This window comes from Catellatospora aurea (genome assembly GCF_042663325.1).
In the GTDB taxonomy this organism is placed as follows: Bacteria; Actinomycetota; Actinomycetes; order Mycobacteriales; family Micromonosporaceae; genus Catellatospora; species Catellatospora aurea.
Map to the genome: position 1 here is coordinate 20,195 of NZ_JBHTAC010000003.1, position 16,860 is coordinate 37,054.

12 protein-coding genes are annotated in these 16,860 nt (G+C 70.4%); 8 read left to right on the forward strand and 4 right to left on the reverse strand.

What is annotated here, in order from left to right; translation table 11 throughout:
* Window positions 1-9 precede the first annotated feature (9 nt).
* Window positions 10-1,170 (reverse strand): hypothetical protein, encoded by a 1,161-nt coding sequence (locus ACFQO7_RS03635; protein WP_376805029.1) that lies wholly within the window; start codon window positions 1,168-1,170, stop codon window positions 10-12.
* 114 nt (window positions 1,171-1,284) lie between these two features.
* Between ACFQO7_RS03635 and ACFQO7_RS03640 the strand changes: the two genes are divergently transcribed.
* Complete coding sequence (locus ACFQO7_RS03640; protein WP_376805030.1) at window positions 1,285-2,568, forward strand: cytochrome P450; 1,284 nt, start codon at window positions 1,285-1,287, stop codon at window positions 2,566-2,568.
* Between the two features lie 114 nt (window positions 2,569-2,682).
* Entirely contained in the window at window positions 2,683-3,396 is a 714-nt protein-coding gene (locus ACFQO7_RS03645; protein ID WP_376805031.1) for a hypothetical protein, read from the forward strand.
* A gap of 50 nt (window positions 3,397-3,446) precedes the next feature.
* On the opposite strand, the gene ACFQO7_RS03650 is transcribed toward ACFQO7_RS03645, so the two are convergent.
* Window positions 3,447-5,936 carry a transglycosylase domain-containing protein gene (locus ACFQO7_RS03650; RefSeq protein ID WP_376805032.1) on the reverse strand — a complete coding sequence of 830 codons (2,490 nt, stop codon included), beginning with the start codon at window positions 5,934-5,936 and terminating at the stop codon, window positions 3,447-3,449.
* 338 nt (window positions 5,937-6,274) lie between these two features.
* Here ACFQO7_RS03650 and ACFQO7_RS03655 point away from each other — a divergent pair, with 338 nt between their 5' ends.
* The 3 genes from ACFQO7_RS03655 to ACFQO7_RS03665 are packed head-to-tail and all read left to right on the forward strand — an operon-like array spanning window position 6,275 to window position 9,533.
* Entirely contained in the window at window positions 6,275-7,471 is a 1,197-nt protein-coding gene (locus tag ACFQO7_RS03655) for a PP2C family protein-serine/threonine phosphatase (protein ID WP_360525535.1), read from the forward strand.
* On the forward strand, window positions 7,468-9,087 hold the full coding sequence (locus ACFQO7_RS03660; RefSeq protein WP_376805033.1) for a sensor histidine kinase: 1,620 nt from the start codon (window positions 7,468-7,470) through the stop codon (window positions 9,085-9,087). The genes ACFQO7_RS03655 and ACFQO7_RS03660 overlap by 4 nt, the downstream gene beginning before the upstream one ends.
* Entirely contained in the window at window positions 9,084-9,533 is a 450-nt protein-coding gene (locus ACFQO7_RS03665; RefSeq protein ID WP_376805034.1) for a response regulator, read from the forward strand. The genes ACFQO7_RS03660 and ACFQO7_RS03665 overlap by 4 nt, the downstream gene beginning before the upstream one ends.
* Here ACFQO7_RS03665 and ACFQO7_RS03670 read toward each other — a convergent pair.
* A complete protein-coding gene (locus tag ACFQO7_RS03670) occupies window positions 9,502-9,861 on the reverse strand; it encodes a phosphatase PAP2 family protein (RefSeq protein ID WP_376805317.1) in 360 nt (119 codons plus the stop codon). The two genes, ACFQO7_RS03665 and ACFQO7_RS03670, sit on opposite strands and share 32 nt — an antisense overlap.
* Window positions 9,862-10,042: 181 nt before the next feature.
* Between ACFQO7_RS03670 and ACFQO7_RS03675 the strand changes: the two genes are divergently transcribed.
* From ACFQO7_RS03675 to ACFQO7_RS03685, 3 genes are all read left to right on the forward strand, one after another.
* Window positions 10,043-11,422, forward strand: a complete 1,380-nt coding sequence (locus tag ACFQO7_RS03675) for a hypothetical protein (RefSeq protein ID WP_376805035.1) — start codon at window positions 10,043-10,045, stop codon at window positions 11,420-11,422.
* A 109-nt stretch (window positions 11,423-11,531) separates the two neighbouring features.
* A complete protein-coding gene (locus tag ACFQO7_RS03680; protein WP_376805036.1) occupies window positions 11,532-13,583 on the forward strand; it encodes a DUF6228 family protein in 2,052 nt (683 codons plus the stop codon).
* Between the two features lie 267 nt (window positions 13,584-13,850).
* Window positions 13,851-15,614, forward strand: a complete 1,764-nt coding sequence (locus tag ACFQO7_RS03685; RefSeq protein WP_376805037.1) for a S9 family peptidase — start codon at window positions 13,851-13,853, stop codon at window positions 15,612-15,614.
* Here ACFQO7_RS03685 and ACFQO7_RS03690 read toward each other — a convergent pair.
* Window positions 15,575-16,843 (reverse strand): helix-turn-helix domain-containing protein, encoded by a 1,269-nt coding sequence (locus ACFQO7_RS03690; RefSeq protein ID WP_376805038.1) that lies wholly within the window; start codon window positions 16,841-16,843, stop codon window positions 15,575-15,577. The two genes, ACFQO7_RS03685 and ACFQO7_RS03690, sit on opposite strands and share 40 nt — an antisense overlap.
* Window positions 16,844-16,860: the final 17 nt, after the last annotated feature.

Below are 16,860 nucleotides of genomic sequence, written 5' to 3' on the forward strand. Positions count from 1 at the left end.
CTGCCGCGGTCACCGCGGCAGCGGTATGTAGAGGCAAGCCCCGGTAGGGGCCTGCCGTCCCCCGGACAACGGCCGCGAGATCCTGATCTTCACGGTGTCCACGGCGTCGTTGTCGAGCGGCAGCGTGAGCACCCGGCGGTGCCTGCCCTTCGGCACGGTGAACGTGGTGGCCCCGGGCGGGTTGAGCGGGGCCAGCAGCGCGGTCAGCCCGCGCAGGTACGGCGCCGAACCCGCCGCCGCGGTCGGCGGCCCCACGGACGGCAGGACCACGCCGCGGCAGTGCAGGATCCGGTCGTCGTGCACGGTCAGGTCCAGTGCCAGCTCGACGATGGGTGTCGCGCTCGCGGAGAGGCCGACCCGGCGCTGCTCCACCCGCAGACTCAGGCCGAACCCGCGGACCGGGGCGTCGCCGGCCAGCGTCGTCACGGCCTTGGCGTCGAGACCGCCTTGCACGGTCTGGCCCGTGGGCTGCGTCCACAGCACCGGGTGGGCCCCGTCCGTGCCGGCCAGGAGCGCGGTCTGCACCTCGCTGTACAGGGCTGTCAGCTCCTGCAGTTCGCGCTGCAGGGTGTCGGCTGCCTTGCCTGCCGCGTCGAGGTCGCGCTGACTGATCAGGTTGCGGTCGGCGGCGCGGGTCAGCCAGCTCGTCACCGAGCCGTCCTGGGTGAACTTGGCCTCGTGCAGCATGCGCCAGCGGTATGCGGCTCCGGAGGTGTCGATGGCTTCGATGGCCCCTTCCAGTGCCGCCGTCGCGCGGTCGAGCGCCATCGCGGCGTCCGCGGGCGCGGCGAGCAGCGCGTCGCACTTGGCGACGGCGTACTCCGCGTTGGCCACCAGCATCGGCACCTCCATCGCCTCCGCCGCCGAGGCCGCGGCGACGAGCTGCGCGCGGGCCAGGTGGAGCCGGTCGGTGCGCAGGGTGGGGCCCAGGTGCGCCTCGGCGAGATAGCGGTGGCCGGCGGCCATGGCCTGCTTGTAGTCCCTGATGTCGAGCTTCTCGGCCAGCTCCAGCACTTTGAGCAGCACCGGATCGGTGGGCGACGCGGTGCGCAGCAGCCCGCCCAGCACGGTGGAGACGACGTCGGCGCCGAGCTTGCGGTCCAGATCCTCGCCCGCGAAAGCAGCTTTGAACAGCAGCAGCACGGTGCTCAGCACGGTAAGTTCCACCACTCGGTCATCATCGGTCCGGCCTGCTCGGCGCACCACCGCCCGGGAGGCTGAAACTTCCCGCTGGGCGGGGCGGCGGCCACGGTCCATCATGGACGGTGACTGAGGAGGATGCCCATGCAGCCACACCCGGACGGCCTACACGACCCGGCGGCACGGACGACGATCGAACTCGACCACCACGGCGCGGACTACCGCGACCGCTGGCAGGAGATCTCCGACGGCAACGTCGAGTCCTGCCCGGTCGCGCACACCGCCGCCCACGGCGGGACCTGGGTCGTCTCCGGGTACGAGCACGTGGTGGAGGCCCTGCGCGACCACGCCGTGTTCTCCTCGTACCAGGATCACACCGACCCGGCCGGGCCGATGCGCGGCACCAGCAACCCGCCGATCCCGGCCCTGAACGTGCCGCAGGAACTGGACCCGCCGCTGCACACCGTCTACCGCCGGCTGCTCAACGGCCCGCTGTCGCCGGAGCAGTCCCGCCGCCGCGAGCCGTTCATCCGTCAGGTCACCGCCGCCTGTCTGGACCGGTTCTCCGAGAAGGGCCAGGCCGACCTGGTCGCCGAGCTGACCAACCCCGTTCCGGCGATCGTCACCCTCGGCATCCTCGGCGTGCCGCTGACGGAATGGGAGCGGTACGCCGGGCCGATCCACCTGCTGACCTACTCGCCGCCCGGCAGCGCGACGTGGACGGAGGCGATGAGCGCGGTCGGCGAGATGATGGCGGTGCTGGGCGCGCTGGTCGTGGCCCGCCGGGCCGAGCCCACCGACGACCTGATCAGCGTGCTGGCCACCGCGACCGGCGACGACGGCGAACTGCTCCCGCTGGACCACGTCATCGCGACCGCGGGGCTCGTCGTCGCCGGGGGAGTGGACACCACCACGGCCCTGGTCTCGCACGCCCTGCACTGGCTGCACCGCAACCCCGCCGAACGCGACCGGCTGATCGCCGACCCGGGGCTGCTGCCCACGGCCGTGGACGAGTTCCTGCGGGTGCTGGCCCCGGTGCAGTTCATGTCGCGTACGGCGACCCGGGACACGGTGCTCGGCGGTCAGCGCATCGCGGCCGGGGAGCGGGTGATGCTGGCATTCGCCGCCGCCAACCGCGATCCGGCGGCCTTCGACTGCCCGGCCGAGATGCGGCTGGACCGCACACCGAACCGGCACGTCGCGTTCGGTTCGGGCGTGCACCGCTGCGTCGGCGCGCACCTGGCGAAGGTGGAGGCGGTGGTGATGCTGGACGAGATCCTGCGCCGCATCCCCGACTACGTCGTCGACGAGCAGGCCGCGTTGCGTTATCCGTCGATCGGCGCGATCAACGGTTACATCGGCATGCCTGCGACGTTCACCCCGACCCCGGCGGTCGGCGCGGTCTTCCCCGCATCGGAGTCCGTTTGAGCTGGTGTCCGGAATAGATGACGGACGGCGATCGCCGCGACCACGTATAGTCCCGCCGCGATGATCTATCTTGGGCGAGGAGCTGTATAGGTGAGAAGGCGTGCAGTAGGTGCCATGGCCGTGCTGGCGGCTGCGGCGATCGGGTTGTCGGGCTGCGGCTCGGACGGCGACGCCGCCCCGGCGACGTCGGCGCCCCCGGCGTCGGCCGAGGAGCAGTTCGCGAAGGCTTCACTCGCCTTGACGACCCAGCCGGTCCAGTTCTCGATGGAGGTGGGCGGCCAGGTCGCGGCGAACGGGTGGCTGGACGTGACCGGTCGCCAGGCCACCGTCGTGGCCTCGCTGCCGTTCGGCGGCAAGACCACCGAGATGAACGCGCTGATGATCGGTGACGACGTCTGGCTGAAGGTGAAGGCCAACCCGCGGCTGGCGAAGTGGATGCACACGACGGCTGCCGACGTCGCGGGCACCACGTTCGACATGGCGAACCCGAAGAACCCGGGTGGGGTGCTGGGCCTGGTCAACGCCGTCAACAAGGTGCAGCTCGCCGGGCCTGGACTGTTCCAGGGCACGGTGGACATGACCACCTCGCCGACGTATGACCCGAGCAAGGTCGGTGCGCACGCCGAGAAACTGCGGGCAGTGCCCTTCGTCGCGAGCACCGACGGTGAGGGCCGGCTGACCAGCTTCGAGGTCGACCTGTCGCAGTTCGTGCCGGGTATGGTGATGGCGGCGACGTACAGCTACGTCACCCCGGTCACGGTGAGCGCGCCGCCTGCGGACGAGGTCACGGCGATGCCGGCCGACCTGCTGGCGGCGATCCGCGGCTGACGGCAGCCGGGCCATCCGTTGCCGGCGGACGGCCCGGCCTTCGCGGCAGGTCAGCCGTAGCGGGCGGCTACCACGGCGGGCGGCGGGGGATTCGGTCCGGGGCCGGGTGGCGTGCTAGGCTGCGGACTGGTCGGCGTCTGGGGCGGGGCGCTCGGCTTGGCCTTGCTGCCGTTGCTGACCTCGATCACCACGATGCCGTTCTTGATGGTGCGGCCCGACGGGTTCGTGCCGGACGCGGTGCCCTTCGGGCAGTCCGAGTCGACCTGCTTCGGCGCGATCTCGACCTTGAAGCCCTTGCCGTTGAGGATCGACCGGGCCTGCGGCACCGTGCGGCACTTGACCGCCGGGATGGCGACCTGCGAACCGGTGACCAGCCGCAGGTTGCTGGGCCGCTGGAACTGTATCGACTCCTTGCCCTTCATCGCGTCGCGCAGCGCGTACTGCACCGCCGGGTTGATGACGCGGTGCGACATGGCGTGGTTGACCTGCGCCCAGTCGGGGTCGGTCTGGAAACCGGAGATCGCCAGCTGCTTGGTGGTGATGGTGAGCGTCACCGACTTGGAGTTGTCGGTGGTGCCGGTCTTGCCGGCGATGTGCTTGCCGATGATCTCGCGGGAATCGCGGGCCGTGGCGCCCTGGCACTTGCCGTACAGCGAGCGGTCGCCGACCGGGCACCGGGCCGCGTCGATCGCGGCGCGGGCCACGTCCACCGGGATGTTCTGCTTGCAGCGCCGGTCGCCGACGGCCAGCCTCTCGCCCTTGCTGGTGGTGATCGACTCGACGGGGATCGGCTCGCAGTAGACGCCGTCGGCGGCCAGGGTGGCGAACGCGTTGGCGATCTGCAGCGGCGTGTGGTCGGACGCGCCGAGCGTGAACGGCCCCCAGCCGTCGGCTGCCTGGGTGGAGTAGTAGTAGTCGTCGAGGGTCGAGCGCGGGTTGTCGTAGAAGGTCAGGCCCATGCGCTTGGCGGTGTCGATGACCCGCGCGCCGCCGGTCATCTCGAACAGCGGCACGAAGAACGTGTTGATGGAGCTGCCGAAGCCGTTCCACATGTTCTGCGGGCCGAAGTTGCGCCCGCCCGAGTTGGTCGGGCACCAGTAGCCGCCGCAGTTCGGGGTGCCGGTGATCCGGGTCCGGGAGACGTACGGCGCGCGGGTGTTGATGACCGTGGACAGCGGGTAGCCCCGCTCCAGCGCCGCCACCATGGTGAAGATCTTCATGACCGAGCCGGGCTGGTATCCGCCGATGTCGGGTCCGCCGGTCAGCAGCGGGTTGGTGGTGTTCGGGTAGCTGCCCCGGATGCCGCGGCGGGCCAGCGCCGGGTTGGACGCCTTGCCGTTCTGCGGTTTGGTCTTGCTGTCGATCCGAAAGTTGCGGTTGGCGGCCAGGCCGCGCACCTTGCCGCTGCCCGGCTCGACGGCCGCCAGCAGGACCGCGTCGGACTTGTACTTCCACTTACCACCGGGCAGGTCCGGGTTCTTGTTCACCGAGCGGTCGATGCTGCGGTCCATCGCGGACTGCGCGGTGAGGTCCAGCGAGGTCACGATGCGGAAGCCACCCGACTTCAGCGAGCGCTCGCGGTCGTACGGGGTGACCCCGAACACCGGCTGCTGGTTCCACCAGCGCTGGAAGAAGTCGCAGAAGAAGCCCCACTTGATGTTGGTGCTCTGCACGCAGCCGTTGGGGGTGAACTTGCCGGTCACCTTCAGTGGCTCGTTCTTGGCCACCGCGCCCTGCTGCGCGGTGAGCGCGCCGGTCCCGACCATCTCGTCGAGCACGTAGTCGCGCCGGGCGACGGCGAGCGCCTGGCCCTTGAGACTGATCACGTCGAAGTCGCCGGGGAACTTCACCAGCGCGGCCAGGAACGCGGCCTCGGCGGCGGTCAGCGTCTTGGGCTCCTTGCCGAAGTACACCTGCGCGGCGGCGAAGATGCCGTACGCCCGGTTGCCGAAGTAGGCGGTGTTGAGGTAGCCCTCGAGGATGTCGTCCTTGGTCATACGCTGCTCGATGGCCATGGCGTAGCGCATTTCGCGGATCTTGCGTTTGGCGGTGTCCTCGGTGGCGTCGACGACCTCCTGCGCGGTGTCGGCCGAGTACGAGATGGACAGCCGGACGAACTGCATGGTCAGCGTCGAAGCGCCCTGCTCCACGTCGCCGGCCCTCTTGTTGGCGATGTACGCGCGGGCGATGCCCTTGATGTCGACGCCGTTGTGCTCGTAGAACTTCTGGTCCTCGGCGGCGAGCACGGCCTGGCGCACGATCAGCGGCACGTCGGCCAGCGGCAGGTCGCGCCGGTTCTCGTCGTACATCGTGGCGAGCAGGGTCTTGCCGTCGGACGCGTAGAGGTAACTCAGCTGGGGCGAGCGTTTGACGATCAGCTCGTCGGGCAGCTTGCCGAAGGCGTCGCCGCCGACGACCGCGGCCATGCCGGACAGCGCCACCGCGGGGAAGACCCCGGCGGCGACGACGACCCCGGCGAGCAGGCCGCAGACGAGCATGGACGCGATGTTGACCAGTGGGTTGCGGTAGCGCGAGCTCATCAGGTCACCGCCTCACATCAGGTGCGTTGGCCCGAGCCCCCGCAAACCACTTCAGATCGGGCGATCATCGGGCAGTGCGGTCATGCCGTCAAGGGGATCCGCGCGCCACCCGCGATCACCTTGAGGATGGGCCTGTGACGCAAGCCGCACAAGGGCTTTCGGCGGGTCGTCGGCGACCGGATGCCACTAGGCTGAACGCCCGCTTGAGACGGCATAACGCTTCGGCATGGGCCCGCTGCCCTGAGTTGTGCGGAGCCGCCCGGCGCAGGCATGATCTGCAGTGCGCTAGAGGAAACCGTATTCATCGCCGACCTGCCGCACGAGACGTAAGGGAATCCATGTTCGCCGCTGCCTCCGTGCCGACCCAGCCGCGGGGACCGGCCCGGCTGACCCGGCTGCGGGTGCTGCTGGTCGAGGACGACGAAGGCGACGCGTTCCTGGTCGAGGAGCTGCTGCGCGAGCAGGACGCGGCGATTCAGCTCACCGTCGCGCGCACGCTGCGTGACGCCCGGGACCAGATGGGTGAGGTCGACTGCATCCTGCTGGACCTGGGCCTACCGGACGCGCAGGGCATCGACGGCCTGCGCCGGGTGCTCGCGGCCGCGCCCGGCACCGCGGTCTGCGTGCTCACCGGCCAGCAGGACGCCCACATCGGCATCACCGCGGTCGCCGAGGGCGCGCAGGACTACCTGGTCAAAGGCCAGGTCGACGGGGCGCTGCTGGAGCGCTCGGTGCAGTACGCCGTCGAGCGCAAGTACGCCGAGGAGAACGCGCGCCGGCTGCGTGAGGTCGAGCTGCGCCAGGCCGAGTCGGCCCGGCTGGAGCGCGGCCTGCTGCCCCAGCCGCTGATGACCACGGACCGGCTGGCCGTGCACACGTTCTACCGGCCCGGCCGCTACGAGGCGCTGCTCGGCGGGGACTTCTTCGACGTGGTGCAGACCAGCCCGGAGCTGGTGCACGTGATGATCGGCGATGTGAGCGGCCACGACGTCGACGGCGCGGCGCTGGGCGTCGAGCTGCGGGTGGCCTGGCGGGCGCTGACCCTGGCCGGTGTCGCGCCCGAGCAGACGCTGACCGCGATGGAGCAGGTGCTGTGCAGCGAGCGCAGCCATCCGAGCACCTTCGCGACGATGGCGGTGCTGCGGATCGACCTGGCCGCCGCGCGGGCGTCGTGCTGGCTGGCCGGGCACCCGCCGCCGCTGCTGCTGTCCGGCGGCCGGGCCGTGCCGGTCGAGGTGCCGTACGGGCTGCTGCTCGGCGTGGGCGACGCGCCCCGCGAGCGGGCCGACGTCGAGCTGCCCGAGGACTGGTCGCTGCTGCTCTACACCGACGGGCTGGTCGAGGGGCGGCTGGGCGACAGCCCCGACCGGCTCGGCGACGAGGGCCTGGTCGGGCTGTGCGCCACCAGGCTCGGCCGCGGTGACACCATGGAACGGCTGCCGGCGAGCCTGGTCGAGTCGGCCGAAACGCTCAACGGCGGTCCGCTGGCCGACGACGTCGCGATCGTCCTGCTGAGTAAGGAACCGAACTCTTGATCAAGGGTATGACGTTCACCCACCCGCGGACCTGGTCGCTGCGCGCCCGGGTGACGGCGCTGGCCACGACCACCGCCGCGCTGCTGGCCGTGCTCGCCGTCAGCGCCGCCCTGCTCGCCACGGCGAACCTGGACCAGCTCGACGTGGTGCTCAACAAGACCGGCGTGCTGCGCCTGTCGGGCGAGCAGCTGGGCATGGCGCTGGTCGACCAGGAGACCGGGGTACGCGGCTACGCGCTCAGCGGCGACGCCGCCGACCTCGGCCCGTACCGGACCGGCCGGGAGGCCGAGGAGCGGCTGTACACGACGATGATCCCGCTACTGGCCGACCAGCCGGAGATCCGGGCGCAGCTGGAGCGGGCCCGTGCGGCGGCCACCACCTGGCGCACCGGGGTGGCCGAACCGGGCATCACGGAGACCCGCGACCACGGCCCTGCGGCCGGGCAGCAGCTGCTCAACCAGGTCGGTGGCCGGGAACGCTTTGACCAGGCACGCGAGCAGGTCGCGCGGCTGCAGGAGGAAATCGTCACGCTGCGTAACGCGGCCGTGGCGGCGGTCCAGTCGACCAGTGAGAGCCTGGTCGTGCTGCTCGTGGTGGCGGGCCTGGTGGTGGTCGTGATGGGCACCGCCCTGGTGGTGCTGATCAACCGGATGGTCACCGTGCCGGTGACGAAACTCGCGGAGCAGGTGCGCCACGTGGCCCGCGGCGCGTACGACACGGAGATCGTCGCGACGGGCTCGCCGGAGTTGGCGCGGCTGGGCCGCGACATCGACGGGATGCGCCGCCAGATCGCCGCCGACCTGAGCGAGGTCCGCGAGGCCAGGCAGGCCGTCGAGGTGATCAACCAGCAGCTGCAGCTGCAGGCGTCCGAGCTGACCCGCTCGAACCGTGACCTGGAGCAGTTCGCCTACGTCGCCTCGCACGACCTGCAGGAGCCGCTGCGCAAGGTGGCCAGCTTCTGCCAGCTGCTGCAGCGCCGCTACGCCGGGCAGCTCGACGAGCGCGCCGACCAGTACATCCTGTTCGCGGTCGACGGCGCGCAGCGGATGCAGCGGCTGATCAACGACCTGCTGGCCTTCTCCCGGATCGGCCGCAACACCAGCGGCTTCCAGCAGGTCTCGCTGGACACCGTGATGAGCGACGTCGCCGAGCAGCTCAATGTCGAGGAGAAGTACGGCGCGGACGCCGTCACCTGGCACGACCTGCCGACGGTGGCGGGCGAGCAGGCGCTGCTGGAGACGCTGCTGGCGAACCTCGTCGGCAATTCGCTCAAGTTCCGCCGCACCGACGTGCCGGTGCGCATCGAGGTCAGCGCCGTGCGCACGGACGACTCCTGGGACATCACGGTCAGCGACAACGGCATCGGCATCGAGGCCGAGTTCGCCGAGAAGATCTTCATCATCTTCCAGCGGCTGCACGCCAAGGACGCCTACCCGGGCACCGGCATGGGATTGGCCATCGCCAAGAAGATCGTGGAGTATCACGACGGGCGCATCTGGGTGGACGACTCCCGGACCGACGGTGCGGCCATCACGTTCTCGCTGCCGATCAGCGAGAACCCCGGCGCGGCGACCCTGCCCGCCGTGCCGACCCAGCACAAGGAGCTGACCGCATGATCGACGACAAGGGTGGCCGGCCCATCGAGGTGCTGCTCGTCGAGGACGACCCGGGCGACGTGCTCATGACGCGCGAGGCGTTCGAGGAGTACAAGATGCGCAACACCCTGCACGTCGTCAGCGACGGCGTGGAGGCGCTCGCGTACCTGCGCAAGGAGGGGGAGTTCGCCGAGGCCAACACCCCCGACCTGATCCTGCTGGACCTCAACCTGCCGCGCCGCGACGGCCGCGAGGTGCTCCGCGAGATCAAGAACGATCCGGACCTGTGCCGCGTGCCGGTCGTGGTGCTGACCACCTCGCAGGCCGAGGAGGACGTGCTGCGCAGCTACCAGCTGCACGCCAACGCGTACGTCGCCAAGCCGGTCGACTTCGAGCGCTTCATCTCGGTCGTCAAGCAGATCGACGACTTCTTTGTCAGCGTGGTGCGCCTGCCGAGCCGCCACTGACCCGTCGGCTGATCCTGCTCACCAGGGCGTCCGCGGCCAGCGCCACCGCCAGCCCGGCGGCGGCGTCGGCCGTGTAGTGGTAGCGCGTGTACACCACCGACACCGTGAGCAGGATCGTCGGCAGCAGCAGACGGAGGAATACGGCCCGCCCCCAGATCCGGCGGGCCGCCAGCACGACCGCCCACGCCCCGGCGACGTGCGCCGACGGGAAGCAGGTGCCGACCGGGTCGGCGTGCGCCATCAGCCACTGCTGTGCCGGTGCCAGGACGTAGCTACGGTGCGCGTGGGCCCGGCGTTCACGAGTGGCGGTTCGGGCCGCGTCGTACATGGTGGCCACGGTTCGACCGTACCCGCATAACGACGCAACAAACGACGCAACGTGAGCCAGAAAAGCGGTAAAGAGTGCGGTTAACGGTAGACCGGGCGCAAACCTCCGCCCGCTTCGCGCGGGATCCGCAATGGACAGACGGCCCTCGGCTCGGTCGCGGGCATGGGCTAGGGTCGCGCCCGTGGCGAACTGCGTACAGTGCTCGAACGAGGCCGTCGTCGACGACCGGTGCCTGGTGCACCACCTCGAAAGCCGCCCGACCGACGAGCAGGGCCGCCGCGTGCTCGCCGACCTCGATCTCAGCGGCCTGCGACTCGACGACGTGCACCTCGCCGACCTGGCTATCACCGGGGACCTGCGGTGCACCCGCACAGTCTTCGACGGGCCCCTTCGGATCAGGCACATCGAGGTCGCCGGAAACGTGATCTTCGATGACGCGGCCATGTATGGCTTCGTGGCGATCGCCGGACTCAGTGTCGGCGGCATGCTGCGCCTGCGCGACGCGACCCTCAACCGCGACGTGGAGATCACCGACGTCACCTGCGCCGGCACGGTGTCGCTGGCCCGCGCCACGCTCGCCGGCTCCGTCGAGGTCAGCGGCCTGCGCACACCCCATCTCGACCTGCGCCGCACCACGTTCCAGCACCGGGCCCTGATCGAACTCGGCGACGTCGACCGCGCCAACCTGCACCGGGCCGGCTTCCACCGCGGCGTACGCCTCACCTGCGCCGGCCCCACCCGGCTTGACCTGCTCGAAGTCGACCTCGGCGGGCCGTCCGCGATCGCCGCCGCCGCCTCGACCGTCGAAGCGTGGCGGATGCAGGACCGGCCGGTGCTCGGGCGCACGCTCGGCACCGACCTGAGCCAGCTGCGGCTGTCGTACGTGGACCTGTCCGAGTGCTCCTTCGCGGGCGCGCACCACCTGGACAAACTGACCGTCGACGACTGGCACAGCTGGCGCACCTCGCCCCGCGACCTGTGGGTCACCCACCGCGTCACCCTCGCCGACGAGCACCGCGTCCGCGGCCACGCCCGGTGGGCGCTGCCCGGCGACGCGACCCGGGAAGCGCCCTCGGTCGACAGCGTGCAGGCCGACTATCACGCGCTGCGCAGCATGATGCAGGACCGCAAGGACCAGCGGGCCGCGTCCGACTTCTACTACGGCGAGATGGAGATGCGCCGCATCGGCCTGCGCCGCGCCGTGCGCGCCGGGCTCAACGCCCGGGACTGGCGGGCGGCGGTGAGCACCCTCGGCGAGTGGCTGCTGCTGTGCCTGTACTGGCTGCTGTCCGGCTACGGCCAGCGGGCCTGGCGGGCCTTCGTGACCCTCGGCGTGGTCGTCGCCGCCGCGAGCGCCGCCCTGGCCCGCTGGGGCTTCCAGACCCCCACCGGGTACGCCGACTCGCTGCGCTACACCCTGCGCGCCGCGTCCACGCTGCTGCGGGGCTCGGACGTGGCGCTCACGCCCACCGGTGACTGGATCGAGCTCGTGCTGCGCCTGATCGCACCGCTGCTGCTGGCGCTGGGCCTGCTCGCCATCCGGGAACGGGTACGGCGTTAGCGCTCCCTCAATCAATTGCCTTACATCTATCTGTCCTCATCGGAACGCCTCAGATATACAAGGGCATCAGTGCATTGCCGGCACTGTCATGTCTTCGGGGAGGAATTCCATGAGAGGCAACCTCACCACGACCCTCGTCGTTGCCCTGGCGGTCGCCACGGCCGCGGCGATCACGAGTCCGGCGGGCGCGGCCGGCGACCCCGTCCGCGCCGCCGACTCCACCACGGCCGCGCTGGCCGCGCTCGGCGCACGGCCCGACGGCTCGTCGCCGGACGGCGGGGCGTACACCGTCTCGCGCACCGTCACCGACCCTGACGGGCGCACGCATCTGCGCCTGCGGCGCACCCTGCACGGGCTGCCCGTGCGCGGCGGCGACGTCGTCGTGCACCTGGACCGGGCTCACCGCGTGACGGGCGCCGACGGCCTCACCCCGGTCGCGCCGCATACGCTCACGCCGCAGGTGAGCGCCGCCGACGCCACCCGGTCCGCCAAGGCCGCGTTCAGCGGCACCGTCACCGGCGTCGGCACGCCGCAGCTGGTCGTCGACGCCGCCGACGGCGGCCGCCTGGCCTGGGAGACCGTGGTACGCGGCTGGGCGCCCGACGGGCAGACGCCGTCGCGGCTGCACGTGCTCGCCGACGCGGCGACCGGGGCCGTCTACGCCACCGACGACGAGGTCAAGACCGTGCTCGGCACCGGGCGGGCGATCTACGCCGGACCGGTGCGCATCGACACCACGCTGTCGGGCACCGCGTACCAGATGATCGATCCGTCGCACGGCGGCAACCGCACCTGCGACATGCGCAACACCACCTCCGGGCCGTGCGTGCTCTTCGTCGACGCCGACAACCTGTGGGGCAACTACGCCACCACCGACCGGGCCAGCGCCGCCGCCGACGCCCACTTCGCCTCGGCCAAGACCTACGACTACTTCAAGTTCGTGCACAACCGCTCCGGACGCACCGGGACCGGTGCCGGGATCACGTCGCGGGTCCACTACGGCAACAACTACGTCAACGCCTTCTACGACGGCACGCAGCTCACCTTCGGCGACGGGCTCGGCAACATCCACCCGCTGACCTCGATCGACATCCTCGCCCACGAGCTCGGCCACGGCTACACCGACGCCCTGGTCGGGCTCGTCTACAGCGGCGAGTCCGGCGGCATCGACGAGGCCAGCAGCGACATCTGGGGCGCGATGGTCGAGTTCTACGCCGCCGCGCCCGGCGACCCCGGCGACTACCTGATCGGCGAGGAGGCCGACATCCTCGGCACCGGCGAGCCGTTCGGCAACCTGTTCGACCCGTCGCTGGACGGCTCGTCGCACAGCTGCTTCGGTCCGGGCACCCCCGGGGCCCCACCGCACGTGTCGGCCGGTGTCGGCAAGCACTTCTTCTTCAACCTCGCCGAAGGCACCGGCGCGACCGCGTACGGCTACAGCCCGCTCTGCGGGGACGTCGCCGACGTCGTCGGCATCGGCCGGGCCAAGGCGGAGAAGATCTGGTACCGGGCGCTGAACGTGTACGCGGTGTCCACCACGACGTACACGAACATGCGGGCGTACACGCTGGCGGCGGCGGCCGACTCTACGGCAGCTGCTCGATCGAGCACAAGACCGTGCAGGCGGCCTGGAAGGCGGTCAATGTCGCAGGCGTCACGGTCTGCGGCGGCCCGTGAGCAAGCAAGTCACGGCAGCCGGCACCCGCTAACCTGTGCGCATGTCCGAGCCCCTCGACCTGCACTTTCCGCCAAGCCCCGCGCGCTGGATCCTGCACGCCCCAGTCGATCCGTGGGGAGACGGGTACGTGGCGCGGGTGCAGGTCGAGATCCGGGACAGCGGGCTGCGTGCCGAGACCGGGACCTCGATGTCCATCCCACCGGCTGCCAGGACTGGGACCTGGTCGCGTATGTGCAAGGGCTAGCCGACGGTCGGCAGGGCTGGACCGGTACGCGTACCTGGCGGTCGCTGGACGACGACCTGCGCCTCGACGCCGTCCACGACGGCAGGGGCCACGTCACCCTGGGAGTCACGCTGCGACCGAAACGTGACGACGGCTGGCAGGCGCGGGTCGCGCTCGTGGTGGAAGCAGGCGAACAGCTCAACCGGCTCGCCCAGGATCTTCGATCGCACCTGGCCCTCCAGCGTATCCAGCGGTCTTAGCCCGGAGGCAAGCCCGATCACGTGTCACAACAATGGCGGCGCGGAGAATGGAGGGCGGGCCCGCAAGCCGCTGGGAGATGGATTTGCGAGCCCGCCCGGCACTCGTCGTCGCAGCACTGTCGGCAGTACGTCGGCGAGGCCACCCGTTTATTCACGTCGACCAAGGCGCGGATATCCAGGCGACCAGGGCGGACGTGTCGATGGTCCGCATCCGGTGGCCCGGCGGGACATGTCGTACGCGACCCCGGCATGTGATCGGATGGCCTGGTGAGCGATGAGAAGGGCCTTCCCGCCGCGCAGGTGGCGCGTCGGTCGACGTCGTACGACGGCCTGTCGGCCTGGGGCGATCGCCTGCACTGGCTGGAGGCGCTGCCTGCCAGCGGTGACCTGGTCCTGGCCACGTGGACAGCCGAGCATGGGGTGACACTCGACGGGCTGCCCATCGGAAACAGCGTGCACGCGTACGGAGGCGGTTCGATCGTCGCCAATGATGTGGGCACATGGGTCGTCGGCGCGTCCGATGGGCAGATCCGAAGGGCAGACAATGGTGTCGCATGCACGGACTCACCCCATCCGCACGGTGATCTCGCCTTCGGCGACGGCCTTCTGGTGTGTGTGCGGGAGACCGAGTCGGGTGATCAGCTGCTTGCCATCAGCCCGCAGACGGGGAAGGAACAGGTGCTTCGGCGAGCGCCCTTTCTGGCTTCTCCAGGCTTGACCGCCGGTCGGCTCACCTGGTCGCAGTGGGGCTCCGATGCCATGCCGTGGGATTGCTGCGAGGTTTGGGTCGCGGACTACGACGGCCGACGGATCGGCGGTGCGCGGCGGGTGGCCGGCGGTCTGACTGAGTCGGCCGTCCAGCCGCGATGGGGCCCGGACGGGTACCTGTACTTCATTTCCGACCGGACCGGTTGGTGGAATCTCTACCGCGATCGTGCAGGGAGGGCGGAACCCGTCGCGCCGGTGCAGGCCGAATGCGCGGCCGCGCCGTGGGAGCTGGGCTACGCCAACTACGCCTTCTTGCCGGATGAACGAGTCGCGATGACGGTCCAGCAGGGCCCGTCATGCCGCTTAGCCGTGGCAGAACCCGGTTGGCCCGTACGAACGGTCGAGCTTCCTTACACCTCGTTGAAGCCCTACCTGGCTGTGGTCGGCGACCGGGTGGCAACCATCGGCAGCTCGCCGAACCGTGCACCTGAGGTGGCGCTGGTGGCTGTCGACGGCTCCGGAGAGGTCGAGATTCTGCGCTGTCCGGAGCTGAAGGACCAGTCCGTGGACCTTGCTCTGCCCGAGGTGATGCGGGTTTGCTCCGCAGGCGGCGAGGTGACGGTGTTGTTCTACCCGCCCGCCGGGCATGCCTCCGGACCTGTCCCGATGATCCTCCGGCCGCATGCCGGGCCGACCCACCACAGCGACCTGCGTCTTGACTGGCAGGTGCAGTACTTCACCAGCCGCGGCTTCGCCGTGGTGGACGTCGACTACCGAGGTAGCACCGGATACGGGCGACCGTTCCGTCAGGCGCTCGACGGACAGTGGGGCATCAGGGACGTCGAGGACTGCCGCAACGTGGCATGGCATCTGCTGGCCATCGGCCGGGCCGCGCCGGGCGCGGTCTTCATCTCCGGAGCCAGTGCGGGCGGCTACACGGCGCTGCGCGCGGTGTGCGAGGACGGGCCCTTTGCACTGGCGGTGGCCCGCTCCGCGATCATCGACCCGGTGCGCTGGACGACGACAGCACCACGTTTCCAGCGTGCGCACGCCGCCTGCCTGGCCCACGCCGGGTCGGCCGTGCGGGCCCACGAGTTCAAGGCTCCTGCCCTGCTTATCCACGGCGAACGGGACGAGGTCGCGCCGATCGGCGACGTGCTGGCACTGGCGCACAGCCTCCGTCGGCACGATCGGCTGGCCGGCCTGATCAGCCTTCCCGGCGTCGGCCACTCCCTGTCGAGTTCGGCGGCGTTGGTATCGGCTCTGGAGGCGGAGTTGGGCGCTTACCGAGCCGTGCTCGACGGCCGGTGGACGGTCGCATAGGCAGCCGGGCTCAGGTCCGCGGAGCGGGCGAAGGCATACTCGGCGACCTCGTGCACGGCGGGTAGGTCCCGGTGCCTGTGCAGTTCGGCCAGCATCATGGCGACCCGGTGTGCGGCCCGGAAGGATGCCGTCCTGACAGCGAGGTCGACAGCGTGCCGTGCCTGCACACATGCCTGTTCGAGGTCGCCTGCGCGGGCGAGCGCCGACGCGAGCAGTGCGGTGTCGATGCCGAGGCGCCGCACACGGCACGGGTTCAGCAGGGCGACGGCCCGCGTGGCTTCACGCTGAGCCGGTTCGTACCATCCGAGGTCGAAGAAGCAGTGTGCCTTCTCGTCAGCGACCTCGGCTTCGCCGAAGTAGCTGATCCAGGCGGGTTCGTCGGCCGGATCGCGCCGTGCCAGGTCCGCGTCGGCTTGTAGCAGCGCGGTGCAGCAGGCGGCCTTGTCGCCGCGGCGGGCGTGTGCGCGGGCCAGCACGAGCCGGAAAGCAGCACTGACACCGGGGCTGGCGAGTGATGCGGAGCCGCGCAGCGCGGCTGTTGCCAATCTGGCCGCCTGTTGGGCGTCGCCGCAGTGCAGGGCCAGATGACCGAGGCTGACTGCGATGAGGTATCCGCCATAAAGCCGTTGGCCGGAAGCGACGGCCAGGTCCAGGGCCCGGAGATAGTGCAGCTGGGCGACTCCGTCGGCACCGAGGTCGACAGCTTGGTAACCGGCCAGTTCGAGGGCGCCTCCGACCAAGTCGGTGTCGTCGGTGTCGAGCAGGTTGATCACGTCGGAGTAGGTCGCACCACCGCCTTCTGCGTGGTCGCGCTGGCGGAGCTGCGCAAGCGCATGAACACCCGGCAGGGCGGATCCACTGGTTGTGGCGGCTGGCCGCAGGTGGCGGGGCTCGAACAGCAACCAGTCCAGCACGCTGCGGTCGGCTGCCTCCGACCGGTACACCATCGCGTCGTTCGCCGATCGTAGGCTGCGTTCGCGCTCCAACATCGGCCACATGCCGAGCAACGCGCCGTGAGCGTCCAGCACCTCGTCGCATCGCTCGACGAACTCCTTCGTCGGCATGCGTTCCGCCGCCTCGATCTTGCGAACGAGATCCCGGTGCTGAAACAGCATCCTGCCCAGCGCGGCCTGCGAAAGCCCGAGCAGGCAACGCCTGCGGCGTACCTCGGCCCCGAAGAAGTGCAGAAGCGAAACCGTCGGGTCGAGATCCCTGGGCGATTGACCCACCTCATGCCTCCCAGCCG

Bases quoted from the DNA above. Each gene is read 5' to 3' on its own strand.
- ACFQO7_RS03640 (WP_376805030.1), top strand. From the start codon at position 1,285: ATGCAGCCACACCCGGACGGCCTACACGACCCGGCGGCACGGACGACG.
- ACFQO7_RS03645 (WP_376805031.1), top strand. From the start codon at position 2,683: ATGGCCGTGCTGGCGGCTGCGGCGATCGGGTTGTCGGGCTGCGGCTCG.
- ACFQO7_RS03650 (WP_376805032.1), bottom strand. From the start codon at position 5,936: ATGAGCTCGCGCTACCGCAACCCACTGGTCAACATCGCGTCCATGCTC.
- ACFQO7_RS03655 (WP_360525535.1), top strand. From the start codon at position 6,275: ATGTTCGCCGCTGCCTCCGTGCCGACCCAGCCGCGGGGACCGGCCCGG.
- ACFQO7_RS03665 (WP_376805034.1), top strand. From the start codon at position 9,084: ATGATCGACGACAAGGGTGGCCGGCCCATCGAGGTGCTGCTCGTCGAG.
- ACFQO7_RS03670 (WP_376805317.1), bottom strand. From the start codon at position 9,861: ATGTACGACGCGGCCCGAACCGCCACTCGTGAACGCCGGGCCCACGCG.
- ACFQO7_RS03680 (WP_376805036.1), top strand. From the start codon at position 11,532: ATGAGAGGCAACCTCACCACGACCCTCGTCGTTGCCCTGGCGGTCGCC.